22 protein-coding genes, 1 tRNA gene and 4 pseudogenes are annotated in these 22,159 nt (G+C 64.0%); 12 read left to right on the plus strand and 15 right to left on the minus strand.

The genetic code is table 11. The features are described 5' to 3' along the window. Window positions 1–53 precede the first annotated feature (53 nt). The 7 genes from pknB to CAURIS_RS00180 are packed head-to-tail and all read right to left on the minus strand — an operon-like array spanning window position 54 to window position 9,037. On the minus strand, window positions 54–2,024 hold the full coding sequence (gene pknB / locus CAURIS_RS00150) for a Stk1 family PASTA domain-containing Ser/Thr kinase (RefSeq protein ID WP_290342230.1): 1,971 nt from the start codon (window positions 2,022–2,024) through the stop codon (window positions 54–56). Beyond that, window positions 2,021–3,505 carry a serine/threonine-protein kinase gene (locus tag CAURIS_RS00155; RefSeq protein ID WP_290342231.1) on the minus strand — a complete coding sequence of 495 codons (1,485 nt, stop codon included), beginning with the start codon at window positions 3,503–3,505 and terminating at the stop codon, window positions 2,021–2,023. Before CAURIS_RS00155 ends, pknB begins: the two co-directional genes overlap by 4 nt. Then, window positions 3,505–4,938, minus strand: a complete 1,434-nt coding sequence (locus CAURIS_RS00160) for a penicillin-binding transpeptidase domain-containing protein (protein ID WP_290342232.1) — start codon at window positions 4,936–4,938, stop codon at window positions 3,505–3,507. Before CAURIS_RS00160 ends, CAURIS_RS00155 begins: the two co-directional genes overlap by 1 nt. Then, window positions 4,935–6,290, minus strand: coding sequence for an FtsW/RodA/SpoVE family cell cycle protein (locus CAURIS_RS00165; protein WP_290342234.1), 1,356 nt, complete (start codon window positions 6,288–6,290; stop codon window positions 4,935–4,937). Before CAURIS_RS00165 ends, CAURIS_RS00160 begins: the two co-directional genes overlap by 4 nt. 1 nt (window position 6,291) lies before the next feature. Beyond that, window positions 6,292–7,698 carry a PP2C family protein-serine/threonine phosphatase gene (locus CAURIS_RS00170; RefSeq protein ID WP_290342235.1) on the minus strand — a complete coding sequence of 469 codons (1,407 nt, stop codon included), beginning with the start codon at window positions 7,696–7,698 and terminating at the stop codon, window positions 6,292–6,294. After that, window positions 7,695–8,141, minus strand: coding sequence for an FHA domain-containing protein FhaB/FipA (locus tag CAURIS_RS00175; protein ID WP_290342236.1), 447 nt, complete (start codon window positions 8,139–8,141; stop codon window positions 7,695–7,697). The genes CAURIS_RS00170 and CAURIS_RS00175 overlap by 4 nt, the downstream gene beginning before the upstream one ends. An 8-nt stretch (window positions 8,142–8,149) precedes the next feature. After that, the gene (locus CAURIS_RS00180; RefSeq protein ID WP_040420973.1) at window positions 8,150–9,037 is read right to left on the minus strand and encodes an FHA domain-containing protein; all 888 of its coding nucleotides are present in this window, start codon (window positions 9,035–9,037) and stop codon (window positions 8,150–8,152) included. 223 nt (window positions 9,038–9,260) lie between these two features. Between CAURIS_RS00180 and CAURIS_RS00185 the strand changes: the two genes are divergently transcribed. Together CAURIS_RS00185 and CAURIS_RS00190 are read left to right on the plus strand one after the other, a co-directional pair. After that, window positions 9,261–9,344 (plus strand) — tRNA-Leu (locus CAURIS_RS00185). Between the two features lie 302 nt (window positions 9,345–9,646). Then, on the plus strand, window positions 9,647–9,991 hold the full coding sequence (locus tag CAURIS_RS00190) for a hypothetical protein (RefSeq protein ID WP_290342237.1): 345 nt from the start codon (window positions 9,647–9,649) through the stop codon (window positions 9,989–9,991). Window positions 9,992–10,028: 37 nt separating this feature from the next. Here CAURIS_RS00190 and CAURIS_RS00195 read toward each other — a convergent pair. Continuing rightward, a pseudogene (locus CAURIS_RS00195) lies at window positions 10,029–10,145 on the minus strand (DNA-binding response regulator); the annotation flags it as partial. Window positions 10,146–10,205: 60 nt separating this feature from the next. Here CAURIS_RS00195 and CAURIS_RS11535 point away from each other — a divergent pair. Then, window positions 10,206–10,271 (plus strand): annotated as a pseudogene (locus CAURIS_RS11535) (hypothetical protein); the annotation flags it as partial. A gap of 456 nt (window positions 10,272–10,727) precedes the next feature. Here the strand turns inward: CAURIS_RS11535 and CAURIS_RS00200 are convergent. After that, window positions 10,728–10,904, minus strand: a pseudogene (locus CAURIS_RS00200) (IS256 family transposase); the annotation flags it as partial. 807 nt (window positions 10,905–11,711) lie between these two features. Here CAURIS_RS00200 and CAURIS_RS00205 point away from each other — a divergent pair. Together CAURIS_RS00205 and CAURIS_RS00210 are read left to right on the plus strand one after the other, a co-directional pair. Then, a complete protein-coding gene (locus CAURIS_RS00205; protein ID WP_290342238.1) occupies window positions 11,712–12,242 on the plus strand; it encodes a thiol-disulfide oxidoreductase DCC family protein in 531 nt (176 codons plus the stop codon). After that, window positions 12,224–12,556 (plus strand): hypothetical protein, encoded by a 333-nt coding sequence (locus tag CAURIS_RS00210; RefSeq protein ID WP_290342239.1) that lies wholly within the window; start codon window positions 12,224–12,226, stop codon window positions 12,554–12,556. The genes CAURIS_RS00205 and CAURIS_RS00210 overlap by 19 nt, the downstream gene beginning before the upstream one ends. A 22-nt stretch (window positions 12,557–12,578) precedes the next feature. On the opposite strand, the gene CAURIS_RS00215 is transcribed toward CAURIS_RS00210, so the two are convergent. The 3 genes from CAURIS_RS00215 to CAURIS_RS00225 are packed head-to-tail and all read right to left on the minus strand — an operon-like array spanning window position 12,579 to window position 14,553. Continuing rightward, window positions 12,579–13,184 carry a response regulator gene (locus tag CAURIS_RS00215; protein ID WP_019193619.1) on the minus strand — a complete coding sequence of 202 codons (606 nt, stop codon included), beginning with the start codon at window positions 13,182–13,184 and terminating at the stop codon, window positions 12,579–12,581. Window positions 13,185–13,187: 3 nt separating this feature from the next. Then, window positions 13,188–14,252 carry a sensor histidine kinase gene (locus CAURIS_RS00220; protein ID WP_019193620.1) on the minus strand — a complete coding sequence of 355 codons (1,065 nt, stop codon included), beginning with the start codon at window positions 14,250–14,252 and terminating at the stop codon, window positions 13,188–13,190. Window positions 14,253–14,301: 49 nt separating this feature from the next. Then, a complete protein-coding gene (locus CAURIS_RS00225; protein ID WP_019193621.1) occupies window positions 14,302–14,553 on the minus strand; it encodes a hypothetical protein in 252 nt (83 codons plus the stop codon). A gap of 167 nt (window positions 14,554–14,720) precedes the next feature. On the opposite strand from CAURIS_RS00225, the gene CAURIS_RS00230 reads away from it, so the two are divergent. The 7 genes from CAURIS_RS00230 to CAURIS_RS00255 all read left to right on the plus strand — a co-directional run bounded on the left by CAURIS_RS00230 (window position 14,721) and on the right by CAURIS_RS00255 (window position 20,075). Further along, window positions 14,721–15,608: an ABC transporter ATP-binding protein gene (locus CAURIS_RS00230; RefSeq protein ID WP_290342240.1), complete on the plus strand. Its 888-nt coding sequence runs from the start codon at window positions 14,721–14,723 to the stop codon at window positions 15,606–15,608. A 116-nt stretch (window positions 15,609–15,724) separates the two neighbouring features. Next, window positions 15,725–16,339 carry an ABC transporter permease gene (locus tag CAURIS_RS00235; protein WP_290342241.1) on the plus strand — a complete coding sequence of 205 codons (615 nt, stop codon included), beginning with the start codon at window positions 15,725–15,727 and terminating at the stop codon, window positions 16,337–16,339. Between the two features lie 22 nt (window positions 16,340–16,361). Next, a complete protein-coding gene (locus tag CAURIS_RS00240) occupies window positions 16,362–17,222 on the plus strand; it encodes an HTTM domain-containing protein (RefSeq protein WP_290342242.1) in 861 nt (286 codons plus the stop codon). Between the two features lie 6 nt (window positions 17,223–17,228). After that, the gene (locus CAURIS_RS11540; protein WP_081582865.1) at window positions 17,229–18,110 is read left to right on the plus strand and encodes an alpha/beta fold hydrolase; all 882 of its coding nucleotides are present in this window, start codon (window positions 17,229–17,231) and stop codon (window positions 18,108–18,110) included. Then, window positions 18,107–18,658, plus strand: a complete 552-nt coding sequence (locus CAURIS_RS00245) for a hypothetical protein (protein ID WP_290342243.1) — start codon at window positions 18,107–18,109, stop codon at window positions 18,656–18,658. The genes CAURIS_RS11540 and CAURIS_RS00245 overlap by 4 nt, the downstream gene beginning before the upstream one ends. Continuing rightward, complete coding sequence (locus CAURIS_RS00250) at window positions 18,655–19,419, plus strand: class I SAM-dependent methyltransferase (protein ID WP_019193627.1); 765 nt, start codon at window positions 18,655–18,657, stop codon at window positions 19,417–19,419. Before CAURIS_RS00245 ends, CAURIS_RS00250 begins: the two co-directional genes overlap by 4 nt. After that, window positions 19,416–20,075: a helix-turn-helix transcriptional regulator gene (locus CAURIS_RS00255; RefSeq protein ID WP_290342244.1), complete on the plus strand. Its 660-nt coding sequence runs from the start codon at window positions 19,416–19,418 to the stop codon at window positions 20,073–20,075. The genes CAURIS_RS00250 and CAURIS_RS00255 overlap by 4 nt, the downstream gene beginning before the upstream one ends. Before the next feature lie 34 nt (window positions 20,076–20,109). Here the strand turns inward: CAURIS_RS00255 and CAURIS_RS00260 are convergent, their stop codons facing one another. From CAURIS_RS00260 to CAURIS_RS00265, 3 genes and pseudogenes are all read right to left on the minus strand, one after another. Continuing rightward, window positions 20,110–20,355 (minus strand): hypothetical protein, encoded by a 246-nt coding sequence (locus tag CAURIS_RS00260; protein ID WP_019193629.1) that lies wholly within the window; start codon window positions 20,353–20,355, stop codon window positions 20,110–20,112. Between the two features lie 108 nt (window positions 20,356–20,463). Continuing rightward, window positions 20,464–21,357: a serine hydrolase domain-containing protein gene (locus CAURIS_RS11545; RefSeq protein ID WP_353959241.1), complete on the minus strand. Its 894-nt coding sequence runs from the start codon at window positions 21,355–21,357 to the stop codon at window positions 20,464–20,466. A gap of 237 nt (window positions 21,358–21,594) precedes the next feature. Continuing rightward, window positions 21,595–22,065, minus strand: a pseudogene (locus CAURIS_RS00265) (ABC transporter ATP-binding protein); the annotation flags it as partial. Between the last annotated feature and the right edge of the window lie 94 nt (window positions 22,066–22,159).

Genomic DNA, 22,159 nt, shown 5'->3' on the forward strand with positions numbered 1-22,159 from the left:
ACGCGACGTGCTGTGGGCTGCAATTTTACCACCACGCCCGGCCGACAAAAGCCCTAGCGGCCCGGGAGCAGCTTCGCCGGGTCGAACTCCCAGAGGTTGTAGCCGATCTCCTGGTCCTTCCGGATGGTCTCTCCGGCCGGGACCTCCTGGTGGCCGATGCGCCCCTGGTCCACCACGGCGCCGGTGGCAACCGTCGGGCCCTCCACGAGGCGCCCGTTCCAGCCGGCCTCGCGCAGGGCGGAGTCGGCCTGCTGGGGCGTCATGCGCACGATGTCGATCATCTTCATCAGCATGCCGTTGGACACGCGCAGCTCGATCGTCGTGCCCCGGTCCACCTGGGTGCCCTGGCCAGCGGCGGCGACGACCTCCCCGCTCGGCAGCTCGGAGTCCACCTGGGTGACGGTGGCGTTCAGGCCGAGGGAATCCAAAAGCGACGTCGCCTGCTCGACGGTCATGCCCTCCATGGAGGGAACGTTGACTTGCTCCCGGCCGGAGGAGACCACGACGGAGACCTCCGAGCCCTTGGAAAGCTGCGAGCCGCCGGCGGGGTTCTGCGACATGATGATGCCCTCGGGGACGTCGTCGCTCGGCTCCGTACGGAAGTCGGTGTTGAGCTCTAGGCCCGCGTCCTCGAGCACCTGCGCCGCGTCCTGGGGGGTCAGGCCGGTCAAATCGGGGACGTCGGTGACCTCGCGCCCGGAGGAGACGGACACGGTGATGAGGGTGCCCGGGCGCAGCTGCGAGCCCGCCGTCGGGTTGGTGTCAATCACCGTCCCGCGCGGCACGTCGGGGCTCGGCTCGTCGCTCACCGCTACCTGCAGGCCCAGGCGCTCGAGTTCGGCCACCGCCTCCTCGCGGGGTTTTCCGGCGAGGTCGGGTACCGCCACCATCTGCTCCTCGACGTTGTCCTCGCCGGTGCGGTCGGTGAAGACGTTGTAGGCCACAACGCCCGCGGCGACGACCAAGATGAGCCCGAGCAGGATGGCGACCCACTTCATCCAGCCGGAGCCCTCCTCCTTTTCGTTGGCGCGGCGGTGCTCTTCGTAGCGGCTCATCCCGCCCGTGGCGGGGCGGGAAGCGACGGCGGCGCCGGAGACGACGGTGGCGTCCGGGTCGTCCGCCGGGTCATTTCCCGCGTCCGCGGCGGGGTAGGCCAGGTGGTTGCGCGCCGCGTTGGTCACGGCGCCGCGCTCCAAAAGCTCCAGGTCGGCCCCCATCTCGGAGGCGCTCTGGTAGCGGTCGGCGGGGTGCTTCGCCATCGCGGTGAGGATCACGGCGTCGAGGTTGACCGCCTCGCTTTCCGCGAGAGTGTTCACGAGGGTGCTCGGCGCCTCCGGGTCCTCCTGCACGTGCTGGTACGCCACGGCGAAGGGGGTTTCGCCCTGGAAGGGCGGCTGGCCGGTGACCATCTCGTACATGACGCAGCCCAGGGCGTAGACGTCGCTGCGGCCGTCGGCAGGTTTGCCCCGCGCCTGCTCCGGCGAGAGGTACTGCGCCGTGCCGATCACGGCGGCGGTCTGAGTCATGGCGGAAGTGGAGTCGTCGAGGGCCCGGGCGATGCCGAAGTCCATCACCTTGACCGTGCCGGTCGTGGTCACCATGACGTTGGCGGGCTTGACGTCGCGGTGGATAATGCCGGCGTCGTGGCTGGCCTGGAGGGCGTGGGTGACCGGCAGGAGCAGCTCGGCCGCCGCGCGCGGGGTGAGCGGGCCGTCCTCGCGGACGATGTCGCGCAGGTTGCGGCCGTTGACGATTTCCATGACGATGTACGGCACGTCGACGCCCTCGCGCTCGATGGAGCCGGTGTCGTAGACCGCCACGATGTTGGGGTGGTTCAGGCGCGCAGAGTTCTGCGCCTCGCGGCGGAAGCGCTCGCGGAAGTTCTCGTCCCGCGCCATGTCGACCTTGAGCATCTTCACGGCAACGGGCCGCCCGAGGGCGGTGTCGGTGGCCGCGTAGACGTCGGACATGCCGCCTGTGCCGATGAGTTCGGCGAGCTCGTAGCGGTTGGCAATCAGTGTCATGGGGTACCGCCATTCTGGGGGTTGAGCGGGTTATCGGTGCTCGTCTCATCGGCCCCGTCCTGGTTACCCGGAGGGGTCGGAGCGGGCGCCGGGGCGCCGTTGGTCGGTGGGGGCGTGGGCGCCGGCGAGGGGTTGGTGGGCGCCGGGGCAGGAGCGGGGGCCGGCTCGGAGGGCTCGTTGGCCGGCGGCTCGACGAAGCTCACCGTCCCCGGTGCGCTCTCGTTCGTGGTCACGCGCGGGGGCACCGTGGTCGTCGCCGTCTGCGTCTGCTGCTCCGGGGAGGGCGAGATGGTCTGCGTCTGCGTGACCACGCTGGTCTCCGGCGTCGTGGTCTCCGCCCCCGGCCCGCCAAGCGGCCCGGCGGTCAACGCCCAGGCCACCCCGCCGATGACGAGGAGGACAAGCACGGCGATGAGGACGCCGATGCCGAAACCGCCCTTCTTCTCCTTCTGCTCCGGCTGCGCCACAGCGGTGTGCTGCTCCTGTGCTAGGTCGCCCTGCGGGGGGCGCTCCTGCGGCTGGGCGGGGCGCACCGTGGTGGGCTGGGCCACGGAGGCGAGCATCTGCGTCGACTCCGTGGGGGAGGGCTCGACGGCGATCAGGGTGGTCTGGCCGCCGCCCGGCTGGGTGGGGCGCTGGCCGCGGCGCACCTGGGCCACAGCCAGCTGCATCTCGTTGCCGTCGCGGAAGCGGGTGGCGGCGTCCTTGCGCAAGGCGATGCCGATGAGCTCGCGGGCGGGCGCGCTGATGGACGTCGATAAGGCGGGCGGCTCGTTGGACACGTGCGCGAGCGCCACGGACACCGAGCTGTCGCCCGTGAAGGGGCGGGTGCCGGAGAGCATCTCGTAGCCCACGACGCCGAGGGAGTAGACGTCGCTCGCCGAGCTCACGCGAAGCCCCTGCGCCTGCTCGGGCGAGACGTACTGCGCTGTGCCCACCACCATGCCCGTGCGCGTCAGCGGCACGGCGGCGGCTGCCTTGGCGATGCCGAAGTCGGTGATCTTGACCCGCCCGTTCTGGGTAATCATGAGGTTTCCGGGCTTGATGTCGCGGTGCACCAGGCCCATGCGGTGGATCACGGCGAGGCCGTGGGAGGCCTGTTCGAGCACGTCGAGCGCGAGGTCCTCGTCGAGCTGACCCTCGCGCGCGATGAGGTCGGCGAGGGATTCGCCGCGGATGTACTCCATGACGATGAAGCACATGGCGTAGCCGTGGCCCGTGTCCACCTCGCGGTAGTCGTAGGTGGCCACGACGTTCGGCGAGTCGATGCCCTCGGCGGCGCTGGCCTCGTTGCGGAAGCGCGTGAGGAACTCCTCGTTGGAGGAGAACTCGGGGCGCAGCACCTTGATGGCCACCTCGCGGTCGTGGCCTGGGTCGTCGGTAAGCCACACGGTGGACATGCCGCCGTGCCCGATGACCCATTGCAGCCGGTAGTCGGGCCCGACGAGTTCTTGGAGTTCTTCCCTGTTGTCGGTGTGCATTAGTTCCCTCCTGCCTGTGCTGCGTTGAGGATGGCGCGGCCGATGGGGGAGGAGACCTGGCCGCCGGTGGCGCTGAGGCCGATGTTGCCGCCGTCTTTGACCACCACGGCGACGGCGACGTCCTTGTCCGGGTCGAAGGCGACGTACCAGGCGTGCGGGGCGGCGCCCTCGCCGTGCTCGGCGGTGCCGGTCTTCGAGGCGTAGCCGTTGCCGTTGTAGCCGTAGGTGGAGCGCTCGGAGCTGAACATTAGGTCCCGCAGCGTCGCGGCCTCCTCCGGCGTGATGGCTTCGTTGATCTCGCGCGGGCGCGTCTCTCGCACGGGCGTGAGGTCGGGGCGCACGATCCGGGAGACGACGTAGGGGGCCATGCGGCGGCCGTCGTTGGCCACCGTCGCCGTCATGACGGCCGCCTGCAGGGCGGTCATGGTGACGTCGCGCTGGCCGATCGCGGACTGGGCGAGCTCGGCCGCGCCGGGCAGGTCGCCCAGAGAGCCCGCCGCGGTGGGCAGCCCGAGGTCGTAGGTCTCGCCGACGCCGAAGGCCGCCGCGGCCTCGCGCAGCGGCTCGGTGCCGATGTCGATGGCCGTCTCCGCGAAAGCCGTGTTGCACGACAGCGCGAAGGCGGTGCGCAGGGTGACCGTGCCACCGCCGCCGCAGGCCTGCCCGCCGTAGTTGGGCAGCGTGGCCTCGGTCCCCGGCAGCGGGATCTCGGCCTCGCCGGTGACAGGCGAGTCGGGCGTGTAGCCGTTGCGCAGCGCGGCCGCGGTGGTGATGATCTTGAAGATCGATCCCGGCGGCAGCTGCTCCTGCGTCGCCTGGTTGAGCAGGGGGTTGCCCGGGTCGTTGTTGAGCTGCTCCCACGCCTGCTCGGCGGTGTCGGGGTTGACTACCGCGTTCGGGTCGTAGGAGGGGGTAGAGGCCAGGGCGAGCACCTCGCCTGTCGACGGCCGCATGGCCGCCACCGCACCCTCGTAGCCCGGGTCACTGAGCTGCTCGTAGGCCAGAGCCTGCAGATTCGGGTCGAGAGTGAGCTCGACGCTGTTGCCCGCCTTGTCCTCCTCGCGTCCGGTACGCACGAAGCGGGAGCCGCTCAAGGTGTCCTCCCCGATGAGTTCGGCGTTAAAGCCGGCCTCGATGCCGGCGGTGCCGTACTGGTCGGAGACGTAGCCCACGACGGGAGCGAAGGAGATGGGCAGGTTGGGGTAGGTGCGCTGGTAGAAGTCGTTTTCGTCCTTGTAGGACTCGGCGAGGACCTGGCCGCCGGCGTTGATGTTGCCGCGGTTGATCTGCTTGAGCTCGACGAAGGTGCGCGCGTTGAGTGGGTTCTGCGCGTAGCGCTCCTCGCGGAATCCCTGGATCACCGTGAAGTTGATGAGCAGGATCACGGTCAGGATGAGGGAGACGACGGCACCGAGGCGGATCGCTTTGTTCATCGGGCCACCTCCACGGGCTGCGGCGCCGGCTCAACGGCCGCGGCGGAATCGGAGCTCAAGGGCCTGTTCGCGGCGTTGGAGATGCGCAGAAGCAGGCCGAGCAGGATGTAGTTGGCCATGATCGCCGAGCCGCCGGCGGACATGAAGGGCGTGGTCAGCCCGGTCATGGGCAGCAGCGCGGAGACGCCGCCGGCGACCACGAAAACCTGGATGACGATTGTGGTGGACAGGCCCGCCGCGAGCAGCTTGCCGTAGGAGTCGCGCACCTGCAGCGCGGCGCGGAAACCGCGCGTGGTGAAGACGGCGAAGAGGATGAGCACGGCGGCCAGGCCGGCGAAGCCGAGCTCCTCGCCGAGCGCGGCGAGGATGTAATCGGAGTGCGCCACCGGCACCATGTCGGGGTGCCCGTAGCCCAGGCCGGTGCCGGTCACCCCGCCCCAGCTCAGGCCGAACAGCGCCTGGGAGGGCTGGTAGCCGCTGGTGTCGTAGTGGGCGAGGGGGTCGATGAAGTTGTTCACGCGTTCCTGGATCTTGTCGGAAACCTGGTACACGGCCCAGCCGCCGAGGGCGACGAGGCCGACGCCGATGAGCAGCCAGGAGGTCCGGCTGGTGGCGAAGTACAGCATGCCGAGCACGGTGGCGAAGAGCAGCAGCGCCGGGCCGAAGTCGTTGGACACAGCCATGATGAGGATCGCGATGGCCCACACCACGAGGATGGGGGCAAGATCGCGCAGGCGCGGGAAGCTCAGGCCCAAAAAGCGCCGCCCTGCCACGGTGAACAGGGAGCGCTTCTGCGCCAGCAGCTGGGCGAAGAAGATGAGCAGCAGGATCTTGGAGAACTCACCCGGCTGGATGGAAAACGGGCCGAGCCAGATCCAGATGCGGGCGTCCGCGTAATCCGGTGGTTGGGGCCAGACGAGCGGCAGCGCCAGCAGGATGAGCCCGGCCAGGCCGAGCAGGTAGGAGTAGCGTGAGAGCGACTTGTGGTCGCGCAGCGCCACGAGCGTGAGCACGAGGAGGATCACCCCGGCCAGAGACCACAGCACCTGGCGCTCGGCGAGGGGGCCGTAGCCGGGCCTGTCGGCGAGGTCGAGGCGGTAGATCACCACCAGCCCGATCGCGTTGAGGGTGGCCACCACCGGCAGCAGCAGCTGGTCCGAGTGGGGGGCGGTGACACAGATGGCCACGTGGGCGACGGCGTAGACGAGGACGAAGCCGCCTACGAGGTAGAGCATCTCGGTGGACAGGGTCCGCCCCTGCGACATCTCCAAGCCAAACAGCATGAGAAGCAGGAGCACGGCCGCGCAGATGAGCAAGAGGAGCTCGCGGCCGCGGGTATAGAAGCGGGTCATGTTAGTTCACCGTCCTGCAGGGTGTGCTGGGGGCCTGGCCTTCCTGCTCCGTGGGTTCGGTGACGCACACCGGCAGGGCGTTGTCGGCGAGGCGATTCATCAGGGCGACGGCGTCCTCGTAGGTGCCGCCCTGGAAGTCCTCGAGGGCGGAGCGCTGCGAGGGCGGCAGGTCGTCGGTGGTGAACACGGTGCAGTCGCCCGGCTCGGCATTGGCGTCGGCGACGCGGAGCTTGTTGTCCTCGTCAATGCAGGCCAGCTGTATCTCGGCGTGCTCCTGGGAGCGCAGCCCGGAAAGCAGCGAGCCTTCTTCGCGTGTGATGGTGATTTCGTTGTCCTCGTTCGCTTCGACGTAGTAGGTGTCTTCGGCGCGGCTGTCCAGCCAGGCGACGACGCCGACGCCGACGATGGCGACGGCGAGCAGCGCGACGACCCAGGGCCAGGGGGAGCGGCGTCGGCGGGGCTCCTCGTCGTCGCCAGCGTCCTCGCTGGCGGAGCTGGCCGAGCCCCCGTCATCCGACGCGGTGCGCCGGCCCGTGTACGTGGCCGCGTTCACCGCCGGGGCGGGGGCGGCGGCCGCGCTGGTGAGGGCTGCCGCGCGGCTGGCGGCCGAGTCGGGGTGGGTCGGTTCGATGTCGGGCGCGAGGGCGCCGGCGACGGCGGCCGCGGTGGGGAGCTGAGGGGCGTTGTCCTGGGCGGTATCGACAACGTCGGCGACGATCACCGTGATGTTGTCGGGCCCGCCGGAGCGCAGCGCTAGCTCGATGAGGCGCTGCGCGGCAGCCTCGGGGGTGCCGTGGCGCAGCGCCTCCTCGATGGTGGAGGCGGTCACGGGGTCGGACAGGCCGTCGGAGCACAGCAAGAAACGGTCGCCCGCGCGCACCGGGATCATCTCCAGGTGCGGGTCGACGGGGCGACCTGTGTAGGCCTTGAGGATCAGCGATTTCTGCGGGTGCGTGGACACGTCCTCCGGGTCGAGGCGGCCTTCGTTGACCAGGGACTGCACGAAGGTGTCGTCCTCGGTGATTTGGCTCAAGGTGGCGTCGCGAAGCATGTAGCCCCGGGAGTCGCCGACGTGGATGAGCCCGACCTCGGTGCCGTTGAACATGAGGGCGGTCAGGGTGGTGCCCATGCCCTCTTGGGCGGGGTTGTCGTCGACGGAGCCGGCGATCGCGGCGTTGGCGTCCTCGGCGGCCGCGCCGAGCAGCGCGAGGACGTCGGCGTCGGCGGGGTCCCGGTCGAGGTGCTCCATGTGCTCCACCATGAGCTGCGAGGCGACCTCCCCGGCGGCGTGGCCGCCCATGCCGTCGGCAAGCACGAGAAGGTGCGGGCCCGCGTAGGCCGAGTCCTCGTTGTTGCCGCGCACCAGGCCCCGGTCGGAGATGGCGGTGTAGTTGAGCTTCAGGCTCATGGCATCAACCTCACAATCGTGCGGCCCATCTTGATATCCGTGCCCACGGAAACGCGTTCTGGCTGGTCAATGCGGGTTCCCTGGACGAAGGTGCCGTTGCGCGAGTCGAGGTCCTCGACGAACCATTCGCTGCCGCGGCGGAACAGCCGGGCGTGTCGCGATGAGGCGTAGTCGTCGCCGAGCACGAAGTCGTTGGTGTCGGCGCGCCCGAGGGTGATGTCCTCGACGCTGGCGATGCTCATGTGCGAGCCCCGCAGCGGGCCCTCGGCCACCACGATCTGCCGCGCCTTGTCCCTTGTAACGGGGGCAGACGCAGTTGCTTGTCGACGCGCCCCAGACGCCGCCGACACGTCTCGGCGCACGCCCCACAAGACGAGCAGGATGAACAGCCAGAGAAGGATGAGCAGCCCGAAGCGGGAGCCGAGGATGATCGCTGAATCCATGCGTCTCCTTACGATTCTCGCTGGCCCGGGAGCGGGCCGCGGAACATCTCGGTGCTCGGGTAGGCCACGTCGTCGGGGTTGAGGCCCGCGTCCGAGGCGAGGCCCTTCTGCGGCTCGACGATACGCACCTCGATGTGGGAGTGGCCGACGGTGATGACGTCGCCGTCGGCAAGCAGCCAGTTCTCCACCGGTTCGTCGTTGACGGTCGTGCCGTTGGTGGACTGCAGGTCGACCAGAACGGCGGACTCGCCGTCCCACGTGATCTCCGCGTGCTGGCGGGACACGCCGGTGTCGGGGAGGCGGAAGTCCGCGTCGTTGGAGCGGCCGATGATGTTGGAACCCTCGCGCACGAGGTAGGTGCGCGACGAGCCGTCTTGGAGCAGCAGGCTTACTGTCGGCTCGCCAGAGGTGGTGGGGTCGGACATGTCATCCTCCTCTTCGCGGCCGGCGTCGGCCGCGATCTCGTTGTCATGTGTCGGTTCCGCAAAGATCGCGTCGAAGCCGTTGGGGACGTCGGGGGCGGCGTCGATGTACGACGACACCCGCAACTGCCCGGTCCGCAGACCGGACTCCTCCGCGACGCGCACGACCACCGGGCCGCCCAGAAACCAGCCTTGGTTGCGCACGTAACGCGTCAGCTGGTCCGCCAGCTGCGAGGGAAGGTCCGGGCTTTGGGAGAGGTTCTCCAGGTCCTTCGAGGACACCCCGACCGCGTACACATTCGGGACAAGAAGGTCGTCCTGGTCCGTCAGGACGACGCTGTCTTGCGCTTCCTGCTTCACCAGCTCTTCGATCTCCGCCGGCACAACCTTGCCGCCGAAGATCGCGGCCATGCTGTTGTCCAGGCCGCGCTGCATCGAACTGTCCAGTTTGGCCAGCCTGTCCATGAATGACATTGGCCCGCACCTCCTTCCACACTTCCTGACGACCCGGATCGACGATCTTCACAGCCGCGCGAGCGGTCAATAACCAAGACAGTATAGATGGGCGACGCCCATCGACATAGACGAAAGCGCCGGGTCGAGGCACAACCAGGTACCCCACCCCGGCGAAAAAAGCGCGATGGGCATGGGATTTGGTAGTTCGTCCTGGCCGGGTGCTATATTAATCAAGTCGCCCGCCCGGGTGGCGGAATTGGCAGACGCGCTGGCTTCAGGTGCCAGTGTTCGCAAGAACGTGGGGGTTCAAGTCCCCCCCCGGGCACGATCCGAATCGGTCGCCACGATGGCGGCCGATTTTTCTTGGGTTAAACGACAAAATGTGTGTCTGGTGTGAGGCCCCCCGACCCTGTTCCGGGCTCCCATTCCCCTTCGGTGCACACCCGCACCGCGGAGTCCGTGGGGCGGCGGCAGCTGCGCCGTTGCCCCGATCGTCTACTTTCGTCTCCACCCCCGCGGGCTCAACCCTCTTCCTTGGCGCCACAGGCGGCATTAATGTTCCGTTCCGGCACTGCACATGCGGGGCCGAAGACATTTCAGAGACCACCCGATTCCTGGAGAGACACCATGAAGATCCAGAAGGCCCTCCTGGCCATCGCCACCGCATCCACCATCGCAGTCAGCGGCGCGGCCGTCGCGAACGCGCAGGAAGACGAGAGCGGTAACCCCGCCCTCACCTCCGAGACAGCCGGCACCGAGACCGGCGCTGACACCGACAACGGCGCCGGCAGCGGCAGCAGCGAAAAGCCCGGGGAGAAGAAGTCCTCCTCCGCCGGCTCCTCCGACAAGTTCTTCGGCTGGGACGAGTCCACCACCGGTACCAAGAAGTTCGAGGATATCTTCGGCATCATCGTGAAGATCTTCAGCGGCATCTTCAAGGCCGTCAAGGTCTTCCTGCCGCTGTCCTCCTAGGAGTCCGTCGGCCCAAGATGCTGTGGGCACCCGAGGCCTACACCCAGCCCCTGTCCCGGGCCAGGGTGTAGGCCTCGTAGCGGTTGTGGGCGCCCACCTTGCTCATTGCGGAGGAGAGGTAGTTGCGCGTCGTGCCGGGGGCGATGTCAGCGCTCTTTGAAAAGTAGCCCAAAACGCTCTCCGGAAAGTAGCCCATCCGAAAAAGATTGGATGGGTGATTTCTTTGGACCAATGGGCACAGATCCGTTACCTGCGTGGGCAGGGTTTATCGATACGCAAGATCGCCAACGAGGTTGGTTGCGCGAAGAAGACTTTCGAGCGGGCACTCGCTTCGGATTCGCGTTTGAAGTACCCGCCGCGTCGGGCTAGAGCCACGAGTTTCGCCGCCTTTGAACCACAAGTACGTGCGTTGCTGGCTGAAACTCCACGTCTTAACGCAAAAGTCATCGGACAACGCGTTGGGTGGACTGGGTCAGAATCGTGGCTGCGCAAAAACATTGCCCGGATCCGACCCGAGTATCTTCCCGCAGACCCCGTGGACACGCTTACCCATCTTCCCGGGCGTGAAATCCAGTGTGACCTGACTTTTGCCGCCGGCGGGTTGCCCGATGCGAGCGGTGTGCACCGGCCATTCCCGGTGCTGGTGATGGCGGCATCGCATTCCCGATTCGCCGCAGCCTGTCTGCTTCCGACTCGCACAACTGATGATCTGATAGCTGGGATGGGTCAGGTCCTTGGTGCGGGTGTCGCTGACTGTGGCGTAGTCAGCCCCGCAGACGCTGTCTGCTTGGGTGGACAAGGATCTGGTTGATGAAGTCCTGCAGCATCTGACGTGTGTCTGATCTGGGGATGCTTGGGTGAGCAGCTCATCAAGGTAGGCGGTCGGGTCGATATGATTGGGTCCAGCGGCCATCGCGGTTATTCCTTTCGAGGAGATGTTGGAATTGATTCGAAAGGTACTGCGGTGGCCGCCTCACACATTCATGAGGCCCCTCACCGACAGTCACAGATACACCACGCTAACGGACGTAACCCTGGGATGTGACAGCTCATCGAGCGTGACTTCAAAGCCGTGCCCGACCGGCTGGTATGGGACCGGGAAGCTGGCATTGGGGCGATATCCCTGTTGGAGCACTCCAAGGCAGCAGAGATGGCTGCATAGCTCGCTCCGCTCAAACACATCGCCATGATGTCTCTGAAGTTGGCCATAAAGGCCCTCCTTGCAGTCAGAAAGTGGTGACACCCCGACACAGATTGAGCCGACGTCATCTACAAAAATGACCGAAAAAGAGGATCCCTACCACCTATCCGGAAAACCCCTACCAACTACGCAGATTGCCCCTACCAACTACACGGAAACGGCAGTCAGGTGCCACGACCCGCAGGACGGGCACTCATAGATCCGCAACGGGCCCGCATACGCGACCGCCACAGCGCGACATGCGCTGCGTCACCGTGGTCGTCATACTGCCGCTTCCCGGTGTCGGTGCAGAGGTCACGTGGCCTCGGAGGAGCACGCCTTTTCCTTCTCCGATGCCGAGCCACGCCCCGCCTCCTTAAGACCGATGCGGGCAGTCTAAGACCCTAAGAGTCGGGTGTCCGTGAGCCTTCAGAGCACGCTGCGCCCTATCCATAAGATGGTGGATGTGCCCCCGCCGTCCCGGCGATATCATCAGAGCATCGATACAAGTACCATCTGAGGACCGAAGGTGATGGCGAGATGACGGCTGTTGATTTGGTATTCGATGGCCAGTGCGGTTTTTGCACACGCGCCGTACTCGCGATCAAGCGCCTCGATCGTAATGGGCGGGTCACAGTCCATCCGTTTCAACGTGACGGAGTGCTGGATCAGTTCGACCTCACCCCGCCGGATGTCCAGAACGCGGCGTGGGCAATCTCAGGTACTGGTCGATACGGTGGTGCCGGTTCCATCAACATCGCGCTAGATGCCGCGCTTGGGATTTCGCTGTTCTCCCGATTCTACCGCCTGCCTGGAGTCCGACATGCGCAGGACCGCGTGTATGGTTGGGTTGCTTCGCGACGTTATCTTTTCCGCGGAGTGACACCATGGTGCTCTGCGAACGCCGACGACTGCGGCGCTGCAGTACCGGGCGCATCATGCGGCATCAATGCGCAGTCTACATCGGGGTCATGCCGATTGTCAGCGAGCATCAGTTGGACCATAACAGCCAGCGTATCGACAAATCGGCCGCATGACGGGGAGGAGCGCGCATGGATTTGTTCGTCGTAACTATCCAGGTGGTGCCGATGCTCTTCATTGCGATATTTCTCGATCGACGAGACGCCACGCCGGAGGAGCAGGGCGGAGGAATGCGCTACTTTCACCTAGTTGTGGCGCTGCTGGGTCTGGTAGCGTTCACGATCTCCGTGTACGTTGTCGGCGGCTCTGGAAGTCCGACGACGTGGATGAGAATTGTCGTAACGAGCGCGTTGGGCTTCGCGATGGCAGCTTTGTCAAGCCAAGTTCTCTATCGCGTGCTACAGAACGGGCCACGCCGAATCGAGCACCGCCAGGATGCTCCACCAGGCGACCCAGCCTACTGAAGTTCGGTACCGGCAGCCATGGTTATAGCCAATCATGCTCCCGGGCATAACGCGCAGCCTCGTGACGTGTGGCCGCGTGTGTCTTCTGCATCGCGCGGGATAGATAATTGCGCACCGTACCTTCTGCTAGGTGCAGCCGAGAGGAAATTTCAGCGACCGAATACCCTTCGGTGGTTTCTCTGAGCACGTCAATTTCCCGTTCGGTCAGCGGACAGTCATCCATGACTGCTAACGCGGACACTTCAGGGTCTATCCAGCGGCGTCCTTGATGAAGGGCTTGCACAACCTCGCCTATCTGTGCGGGTTCCGCAGCTTTGCTCACGAATCCGCGCACACCCAAGGCAAGTGCTTTGCGAAGGATGCCTGGTCGCGCGTGGCGAGTCAGCATGAGGATCGTCTGCTCCGGGCATTCCGCTAGTATCGCTTCTGTCGCGTCGAGCCCGTCCATCGTTGGCATCTCCATGTCGATGACGAGTACATCGGGTCGATGCTGCAGGGTCACGGCTACGGCTTCGCTGCCGTCAGAAGCCTCCGCGACAACCGTTATGTCCGATTCGAGCGGGAGGATGGCAGCGAGGGCGCTGCGCAGTAGGTTCTCATCATCGGCGAGGACGATACGCGTGGTCATTTTTCACCCTTTCTCAGTGCCGGGGAACGTAGCAGCAGTGACAAACGACCTCCCGCACTTTGCTATCTCCATCTCTCCGCCCCGTTCACGAACGCGCGTTCTCAGTGCCGCTAGCCCACGCAACTGCGGTGCTGGCCCGGGGGCACACCCGTCGTTTGTGATTGCGATGGAAGCCCGATTCAGCACAATCCCTACGGACCGGGCTTCGGCGTGTCGCAAGATGTTAGTCGTCGCCTCGCGCAGAACTAGACTCATTGGTTCCTCGAACTCACCACGTATTTTTTCCACTTGATTGACATTTACGCGGATACCCGCTGCTTCGAAAAGATTTTTAGCGTTTTCAATCTCGGCGGAAAGAGTCAGACGTCTGTTGCCGTACGCTAACGTATTCGTCTGCGATATCGTCTCGGAAATCAGCTCCTGTACCTGTCGGAGTTCCTTGTCTACTCGCGATGGATCCTCGCCGACGAGTTTCTGGGCCAGTGCTGTTTTCAGTTTGACCACATGTAGCGTGTGACCCTGGATATCGTGCAGGTCGCTTGCGAACCGGACGCGTTCTTTCATCAAAGCCAGTTCAACCTCGGTCTGCCGCTTCGCGTCGAGCTCGGTGAACAGCCGCCATGCGGTTGCGTTAAGGCAGAATACGACAGTAAATAGAGCGGCTCCACCGATGGCGATAAGCAAATATGGGCCGGAGACCTCCGGCCCGCCGATAAGGGTGAGTAGGCCAGTAGCGAGGACGACAACCATGAGCAGACCAGCGGCGGGGCCTTGCCACCGGGGGAGTTTGGAAATTGTCACGGCACCCACTACGCAGAAACCTAAGGCAAACACCGGCCCAAGAGTGAATAGCGCGCCAAAAAGCCAGGTTATTTCGGTGACGACGAGGCCAATCATCGCCACCCGTAAATTCAGGGGGGTATGCCATCTGGCCGCCTCCCAGACTGCCACGGCAATACTCGGGGCGGCTATCAGCGGCTGCCATATTGTCGTGGACCCAACCACGATCAGGACGCCAGCCGCGATTCCCACGGCCACCACAAAGGTCAGGGTGGCGATCGACCGCATACGAGCCAGTGGGGTCGATTCCCTACGGCTCATCGTTGATGGCTGCCCTTCACTGTTGGACTGATTTCTGCCGCTCAATGGTCTGCTGCAGTGCCCATGAGGCGAACGCGGCTGCGACGATAACAGTCACAGCGGCGGCAATCAGCCAGGCTGCGCCAGGGCTGTCGAAACTCGGAAGCCAGTCCGCGACCCAACCCGGTAGCAGGTCCCGCGTCGCGGGAATCAGCTCTAACAACATGATGGTGCTGATGACGCCTGCTGCAATGATTACAAGCGCGAGTAAATACTGAATAGCTCTCATGAGTACGTTCCTTTCAGACAACCGGGGCGTTAGGGCATCTTTACCCTATGTCGATCTTCCCGGCAGCAACAGTGACGCTGCGTCACTTCCGTGAGTCGCGGATGTCACTCATTATTGGTGACGCCGCAGAACTGTCGAACTAGCGACTTCCGAAGTTAGGTAGTGGCATGGGTGAAAAACCAGTGATTGAAATCAATGATCTCGCCGTCAGCTACGGTTCTTATGAGGCAGTTCGAGACATAACCCTGTCGGTCGCGCCGGGCGAATTGTACGCGCTGCTCGGAACGAATGGGGCGGGAAAGACCTCAACCCTCGAAACGATTGAGGGGCACCGGAAACCCTCACGCGGTACGGTGAGAGTCTTCGGCCTCGATCCCACTGATCGGCGGCGTGTGCGGCCGAGAGTCGGGATCATGCTTCAAGAAAGCGGATTCGCTCCTGACCTTACTGTCAGTGAGACCGTCCGTCTCATTGGCCGCCTCACTCGCCGCAGCGATGATTTGGATCGCGTTCTCGCTGTCGCAGATCTCACGGCGAAACGCACCTCGAAGGTCGCTCAGCTTTCTGGTGGTGAAAAGCGTCGATTGGATTTCGCAACCGCGATATTCGGCAGCCCTGACTTGATCTTTCTCGACGAGCCGACCACCGCGTTGGATATCCACGCGCGTGACGCCCTGTGGGCTGCCGTCACGCAGATGCGCCACGGCGGAACAACGATCGTCCTGACCACACACTACCTCGAAGAAGCCCAACAGTATGCCGACCGAATCGGTGTGATGCATCGAGGCCAGTTGCGCATGGAAGGCACCGTCACCGAACTCACGCAGATGCTGCCGGCCACCATTACCTTCCGCCTCCCACCCGGCACCGCCACACCGAGGGGAGCCGTTCGCCGCGACTCGGCTGGCGAATCCGCGTGGGTGATTGAGACCCAGGATTTGCAACGGGATCTCCACCTACTGCTCAATTGGGCCGCCGAACGCTCCATTGCTTTCGACGACCTCGCAGCGGGTCCCACCAGCCTTGACGACGTCTTCCGCGCCCTGAACGACTGACCGACGAAACAAAGGAGCCTAGAATGCGCGCTATTGCTCTCAGTGAACTGACCCAGTTCTTCCGAAACCGCCTTGTAGCGGCCACCGCGGTGCTCGTGCCCCTATTCTTCGCTGTCGTGTTAATTGCCACACGAGACAACTTCGGAGGTTCAGCCGTCGTGGCAGCACTGGTCACCGTCGTCGTCCCAGCGATGGGCACGTACATCACCGCGACCACCACCCTGGCGTCGCGACGCCAGACCCTCTTCCTCAAGCGGCTTCGTTCCACAGCGGCTGGGGACGCCGGAATTGTCGCCGGTATACTGGTGCCTTTGGTCGTGATCAACGTCGTCCAACTCGCCGTCATTCTTGCCGCGTTGGCACTGATCGACCAGATGCCCGCCAACTTCGTCGGACTCATCCTCTGCGTCGTGACCATCGAAGCGCTCTTCCTCGGATTGGCCGTGGCCACGTCGGGATTCACGAACTCGCCCGATCACGCGCAAGTGACCTCTCTGCCGGTCTTCATCATCACCGTCGGTGTCGCCATGTGGATCGCCTTCACCGGGACCGAGGACCTTCTCATGGTCAAGCGGCTCATCCCCGGTGGCGCGCTCACGGAGCTGGTGATCGCGTCCTGGAATGGCATCGAACCAGCCTCAATGCTCGCCCTCCTTTTGCCGACGCTGGCCTGGGTCTTCGTCGCGTTCGTCGTCGCAAGTCAGCTCTTCCGTTGGGAGCCCCGCCGCTAATTCTCAAGATCGGAGCAAGCACATGTTCACCAAGAGCCCTCATCGCGACCCCGTATCAGACACGGCCCGCGCTTTCTCGGCGGGGAGCAGGATCACCGCCGTCGGCACGTTCATCAGCGCCGCCGAAGAGTTTTCCCGCTCACGGGAGATGAGCGACACAGGTCTGTTCTCCTGGCCTATTCGACGCACCGCCTTTCGAACGTTGAGTCACCCGAAGCTCGAAAAGCCGCTGAGAACTCTTGGACACCCCCGATACCGCTGGTTAGTTGGCGCACGTGCCCTGGCTTCACTCGGGGTGATCGTCGCGCCTCGTCGATCCAAGTCACGCCTCGTGTCATTGTTCGCCCTCTCAGGCCTTTTGCTCGTGAAGAGCTACCGATCCTCCTACGGCTCCGATGGCTCGGATCAGATGTCCTTCATCTCCGCAGCATCGACGGCCATCGCTGAGACTCCGCGCCTGACGCCTCAACAGCAAGACGTGATGTCGGGGTTCGTGGCGTTCCAAAGCGTGCTGTCCTACTTCTCAGCCGGCGTCGCGAAGTTGCGGTCACCCGTATGGCGCGACGGCTCTGCGATCGAAGGGATCTTCCGGACCAAGACGTACGGCGACGAGTGGCTGTATCAGTTCGTCCACCGTCATCGGTGGGCACGGCTGACCTTGGCGTGGTCCGTGATCGTGGCCGAGACCATCTTCCCCATCATCCTCGCCCTGCCGCCCGTCGCACGGCGAGCACAGTTCCTCGTCGCCGCAGGTTTCCATGTCGGCAACGCGCGCTTCATGGGCCTCAATCGGTTCTTCTGGGCGTTTCTCGGCACATACCCCCACGTCGAACACAACGCAGCGTTCCTCCGCCAGGCATGGCAAGAGCAATCACGAAAGTAACCAGCAATGACCCCTCGTCTCGATCCAACCGCCCCGGCCTCCCCTCTTCCAGGTGCATTCGTAACTGTGACAGGCCGCTCCGTGCATGTCCTCACTCACCTCGAACCAGGCGGCAGCACCCCGAAAGTCGTCTTCGAATCCGCCCTCGGCTGCCCCTGCACCGAATGGGTCACCGTACAGAGAATCCTCGCAGGAAACGGGGTCAGCTCACTCGCCTACGACCGCCCAGGCGTCGGATGGTCTCCACCGGCGCGAGGCCCCCTGAACAGCGAGGCACAGGCAGCTCTACTTAGCGAACTAATCGGTTCCGTTACGACCGCTCCCGTCGTACTCGTAGCTCACTCGGTAGGTGGACTGCTCGCACTGTCATTCGCTGGACGATTCCCGAAGCAGATTGCCGGAGTCGTGTTCATCGATTGCACTCACCCCGAGCAGCACCTCCGCTCATCTCGCCAGCGAGAAGCGTTGAGGAACTTGCGGCACCAGCTCCGCCGGGCACACCGACACCCTCGTCCGGACATCGCCGGGACGGACGTCGAGATGCTTCCCCCGCCATACGACGAGCTCACATACCGCATGGCGACAAGCCCACGAGGCATGCGGGCCGCATTGGCCGAGGTTGACCAGAGCACACGCGCATGGGCGCCTGACGCCGCGAACCATCGCCTGGACGGTACTCCGCTGACAGTACTCACTGCTGGTTCGGTCGCCTACGATGACCCTTCACATAGGGTATTGCAGCGCGAACTCGCGGCCCTGAGCGCTGTCGGTCGACATCACATCGTCCCAGAAGCCACCCATCAAGGCATCGTCATGAACCCCTTCCACGCTGGCAAGACCGCAGGCGCGATCTTGTCGATGGTCCCACAGCAGAAGGAGACGTCATGAACACCGCAACAGCCAGCCAGCGCGGACGCCTATCCACAATCTTGTTCGCCGCGCCGGTCACGATCTGGGCCGCCGCGACGATCGCCGTCCAACTCGGCAGGGGCGAGAAGCTCGTGCGTCGAGTTGACCCGACCGGGCTCTACGTACCGGACTGGCGATTCTTCGCCCCGGCACCGGCCGAGCATGAGTATCACCTTCTCTATCGGCACGAACTCGAGGAGGAACTGACCCCCTGGCAGGAAATCGGCTTCTCACAACGACGCTCGCTGCTTCACCTCATCTGGGCACCCCATCGGCGAAGCGAGAAGGGCCTCTTCGATGCCGTCAGCGAGCTGATCCAGACGACGAAAGCCGCGAAGAACCTGGCCTCAATGAAAATCACCCCGGCCTACCTCGCGCTCTTGAACGTCGTCACGCATCAAGTCGTGGCCCCAGAAGAGGCCAGGAGGGTGCAGTTCCTCATCATTCGGGCCGCCGAGTACGAGCCGACAGTGATCCCTGACCCCTTGTTCTTATCCGACCTCCACCGAATCGAGGTGGCATCATGACCACAGCAGACCCGTCAACCGGGAGCTATGGTGACGAACTCATCGACGTCTACGATCTCATGTACGCCGGTCGCAGTGACGTCCATCTGCTTCCGGATTTCTGTCGTCAGCTCGACCCAGCGGCAGCCCGCGTGCTTGAGTACGGCATCGGAACCGGACGCCTCGCGCTCCCGATGGCCCGTTCCGGGTATGAGGTGGCCGGCATCGACTCCTCCGTCGCGATGCTCGATGTGCTCTCATCTCGCATTCAGGGGCTGCCCGTCACAGGTGTCCACGGCGACTTCCGCAGCACGGTGATATCAGAGCAGTTCGACATCGTCCTCATCCTCACCAACACGCTCTTCATGCTTCCAGCTCTCGACGAGCAGCGTCGCGTCATCACCCAGGCAGCGAACAACCTCACCCAGACAGGCAAGCTCGTCATCGAGACATACGACCCCCAAGTCTATCTGGAACGACAGTCGCCGTTCTCCGTAACGGTGCCACTGGCGCCATCCATGCTGCTGACCGACACAGTGATCACCGACCGTCGCGAGTGCAGGGTCACCCAGATCCATGCCGTCTCCAGGCCCGACCGCATCGATACCATTACTGAGGAAAGCCACTGGCTCACGCCACGCGAACTCGATCTCGTGGCCGAGTCCGCCGGCCTCCAGCTCACGCACCGTTACGCCGACTTCGATCGGTCACCAGTCACCGAACACAGCCGTAACTTCGTGTCGGTTTACACACTCCGGACTGAACGTGACGGAGCACCATGATCACCGTGTTGATTCTCGACTCCGAGGCGGATAGCATCATCCTGCCATCCCGGATCGCCCTTCCTGATGGCGAGACCATCGTCGTCCGAAAAGGCGACGAGTACATTGGCATCGATGCTGTCCTAGCCGACTACGCCACTTTCTGCCAAACCAGACAGAAGCACACCGCAGCCTCACGGGTCGTTGACGCGCATCCCGTCATTGTGGCTTGCGCCGACCCGACCTACGCGGTCGACGCACTTCATGACGGCGCGGCAGCGGTCATTGGTCTTCCTGTGGACGCAGCTGAACTCACAAGCGCTGTCTACGCGATAGCTAAACCAGGCAGGTACCTCTCACGGCGAATTCTCGCTGCCTCTGCGGCACGGACAGCAAGAGCCGCCGACGGGTCTCCTCATCTGTCGCCACGCGAGGTTCAGGTGCTCGCCCTCTTGTCAGCGGGCCTGTCGGATACTGATATCGCCACCGAACTCTTCGTCACTCCCGCGACGGTCCACACCCACCTGCTCAACCTCCGGCGGAAGCTCGATGCGCGGAATCGAACTCATGCGGTTGTCAAAGCTATCGAACTCGGCTTCATACCGCCCACGTTGCCGATTGCCGATGCCGCCACGCACGGTTCAGATCTCACGCGGAAAGGGAGCCGAACCCCTTGATGATATGGGGTCCGACTCCCTTGGGGGACGAGGCTCAGACGAGCATCGCGTCCTTGCGGGCGGCGAGCATCTCCGAGACGGGGGCGTCCTCATCGATGCCTGCCATCACCTCGTCCGGCCGGGAGCTGTGGTAGCCGGCGGCCGTCGTTGCGGTGGTGGCGGTCGTCGCCGTGATCGTCGTGGTGATGATGGTTGCGAGCACCGGCTCGCTGTCACCGTAGAGCGACCCGACCTGCTGAAGGTCCGCTTCGTCAGCGAACTTGGTGATGTTGTTCCTCATGATCGATCTCCTTTGTCCGTCAGTCGGCTGATGGCCTATCGGGAAGCCTTGCGAGCAACCCCGATACCCATAGGCTACGGAGCCTGGCCCTCGTCATCATCCACAGAACTATGGATCTTGTGGCGCGCGTCTCATCCTTCTTCTGGAGGGATTGCTCGCATCCTTAGCAATGTCGGACCACAGCGCCTTTACGAGATACTCCTTGGTGGCGTTCGGCCCTCGAAGCATTGCATGCGCCGTGCCTGAGACTCTGCGTTCGAAGTCCACGACAATGCATGAACCGGAATCGCGCCCCTGTCCCGTGTGGTACACAACGCCCCTGCGCAGCACAAACCAGCCAATCCGCGATTCCAACTCCAACGAGTCTTCTGCGAATCTCACTAAATCGTCCGTCGTGGACCATAGCCCTCCCGCGGGGCGATAGGCGCTTGTCGAGATTGCCCAAGGACGACGAGGTAGCCCAAGCAGCCTGGAGGCGAGGGGCTGACCGCTTTCCGGTGTGACCGTCACCGTTGGATACCGATGAGGAAGTAGCACAAAATCACGAACGAGGGTAAACCAATCAGTCGCCATTGCGCGCTCGATAGCGATTCCAAGCAGTGCGTATCCAACGTTCGAATACGCGAAGCCCGACGGACTCACCGGCCTATCCAAGGCGGTCAGGCTAGTTAAGAGTGTCGAAGCGTCAACCTCCCCATAAGGATCATGCAGCAACCACGACCGCGCGCCGGGATGAATATGCGGCAGTCCTGAGCGATGAAAGATCAAGTCTTGCAAAGTTGCATTGAGGCCGGTCAGTTCAGGCACTAGATCGCTCACCGGAGTTGACAGTGGGAGCTGTCCTTCTTCCGCCAATACAGACGCGAGACGTGCGGTGACGGGCTTGGTGAGGGAGGCCCACTCTACAAGCGCTCCACCGCGATAGATGGAGCTGTGACTTAGAACCTCGCGCGAGCCGGATTGACTGCTGCGCACGGCGTATAGCCGCCGACTATCACGCATAACACTTATCCACGCCTCTCACAACAGAAACCATAGTTCCAGGCGCGGGAGTCGACATCAACAGAACTGTGGATGCGAGGGATGGTCGCTGCCTCCTGATCGGCTCCAGTTCAGCTCACGCATGCTTGGCGGGGCCAAGGCTTTCTCTATCGCGTCAAGCTTTCCGACCGCTTACGCTGCCGAGTCATATCCGATAGGCTGAGGGCGCGCACAGTAGGTATCTCCCTTGAGCATGTTCGGCTCGTCGAGGAAGAGCACGCTAGGTTCGCCGAGCAGCGCACACGCCAAATCGAGGCGGCGCTGCTCTCCCCCGGAAAGCGCGCCCACCGTGACGTCGTCGCGGTGGCTTAGCTCCACTTCATCCATGACTTCGCCAACCGGTCGCGGCGTAGAGCAGGTGCCCGCCCACATTGCCAGCGATTCCTTTACCGTCAGCGCCTGTGGCAGCCCTCCCGATTGCAGCATGATCCCCAGGCGCGGGCGCACCTTGGCGTGCTGCTGGTAGGGGTCCATTCCGTTGATACGCACTCTGCCCCCGTCAGCTTTGGCCAGACCCTCCACTACCTCGAGAGCTGACGTTTTGCCCGCCCCGTTTGTACCTAGCAGGCCGAAGACCTCTCCGGGGTGGACCGAGAAACTGATCGAGTCCACGGCGGTGTAGTCGCCGTACTTTCGCGTGAGTTTGTCTACTTCAATGTCGTTGCTCATGTTTACCAGCGTGCCTGTGTGGCGTTTCCGCCGGTAGAGATGCTTGTCACGAGTTCTGTGTGACATTTGTCAGCGAGCGGCGGCGGTCGGGGTG

The organism is Corynebacterium auris, assembly GCF_030408575.1.
Taxonomy (GTDB): domain Bacteria; phylum Actinomycetota; class Actinomycetes; order Mycobacteriales; family Mycobacteriaceae; genus Corynebacterium; species Corynebacterium auris.